The 1,614-nt window shown below is 43.5% G+C and carries 2 protein-coding genes; both read left to right on the forward strand.

Annotation, left to right across the window (positions count from 1 at the left end; genetic code table 11):
* Nucleotides 1-92: 92 nt before the first annotated feature.
* The gene (locus IR083_RS11065) at nt 93-1,061 is read left to right on the forward strand and encodes an IS110 family transposase (protein ID WP_199343222.1); all 969 of its coding nucleotides are present in this window, start codon (nt 93-95) and stop codon (nt 1,059-1,061) included.
* A gap of 89 nt (nt 1,062-1,150) precedes the next feature.
* Complete coding sequence (locus IR083_RS24425; protein WP_199343223.1) at nt 1,151-1,336, forward strand: hypothetical protein; 186 nt, start codon at nt 1,151-1,153, stop codon at nt 1,334-1,336.
* Nucleotides 1,337-1,614: the final 278 nt, after the last annotated feature.

The following is a 1,614-nucleotide window of genomic DNA, read 5'->3' on the forward strand; positions in this document are numbered from 1 at the left end:
GAAACCCCCATGACGTAAAAAAGACGCCAAAGATAATGTAAAAGTTAGCAAAGGCCCTTAGCTTTGGTTATAACCAACTAAAGATTAAGACTATGGAACAGATTACATTTACCCAGGTCGTATCCAGGGGATGCGGCATAGACGTACACAAGAAAGTAGTAGTAGCCACCGTGGATGGCGAAGGCATAAAGAAAACCACACGAGAGTTCTCTACTTTCACGAGTTCTTTGACAGAATTGAGAGAATGGTTATTGGAACTGGGTATTACCCATGTTGCTATGGAGAGTACCGGAGTTTACTGGAAGCCTGTATATCATATACTGGAACCCACAGGGATAAAGGTGTGGGTTGTCAATGCCCGTCATATCAAGTATGTACCGGGACATAAGACAGACAAGAAGGATAGTGCCTGGATATGTAAACTATTGTTAGCCGGATTGCTCAAGCCGAGTTATATTCCACCGCGCGAACAGCGGGAGTTGCGTGACCTGACCAGATACAGGGTTAAACTGATACAAGGCATAGCGGCCAACAAGAATCGCATAAACCGGATTCTGGAAGATTGCAACATAAAATTGTCGAGTGTGATGAGTGGCACTGACGGTATTGTTGCAACCAAGTTGCTCGATAAGCTGATCGAGGGAAAAGAGATAAGCCCTGATGATATTGACAGGGTATATCACGGTAACCTCAAAGCCAGCAAAGCGGAGTTACTGCAGGCTTGCAACGGATTAATCACAGAGCATCATGTTTACATGTTAGGTTTAATAAAGCGTGACATTGCCGCCTCAGAGGTTATCATATCCGATATTGACGACAAAGTCAGGCAGATGCTTTCCCCTTATGATAATATCATCGAGTTACTCAAAGGCATACCGGGCTTCAACCTTAAAACGGCACAGGATCTTATTGCCGAAATTGGACTGGATATGAGTGTCTTTCCCAGCGAAAAGCACCTGTGCTCCTGGGTGGGTATATCTCCCGGCAACAATGAGAGCGCAGGCAAAAAAAAAGCGGACGAACCACCCACGGGAACAAATCAGCCAAAGCGGCAATCGTAGAAGCTGCCTGGGCGGCGACAAGGACTAAGAATACATTCTACAGTGCGAGGTATCACCGGCTGGCAGCAAGACGGGGCAAGAAAAGAGCCTTGGTAGCCATAGGACATTCGATCCTGAAGTCTGTCTACCATATACTAAGCACAGAGAAGGATTACCGGGAACTTGGAGCTGACTATATCAATCAAAGAATGGAAGCCAAACGTAAGTCCTACCTGAAGAAAGAGTTGGAAAAACTGGGATATCAGGTGGATTTGGTCGATAATAAAGCCGGATAGCTCAAATTACAATAAAGGTCGATGTTTACTGGCTCCAGTTATCTCAAAGGTAACACATAAGCCGATTATGAAACTGACTTCAACAGCTTAGCACCAAAGATTGTGACCTGTGAGCACGTGTATGAAATTTTAATCTTCTTGGCTGTTCCCTTTTAATATATCCAATAACCATGCATTTATTACGATAAGTGCTCTCTCTTGTTTCGCCTGAAATAATGATTTAATAACTAAAAGTCCTATTTAGGGACTATAAACTATAATTTATTTACGTATGAAAA

It is taken from the genome of Dysgonomonas sp. GY75 (assembly GCF_015234155.1).
Classification (GTDB): domain Bacteria; phylum Bacteroidota; class Bacteroidia; order Bacteroidales; family Dysgonomonadaceae; genus Dysgonomonas; species Dysgonomonas gadei.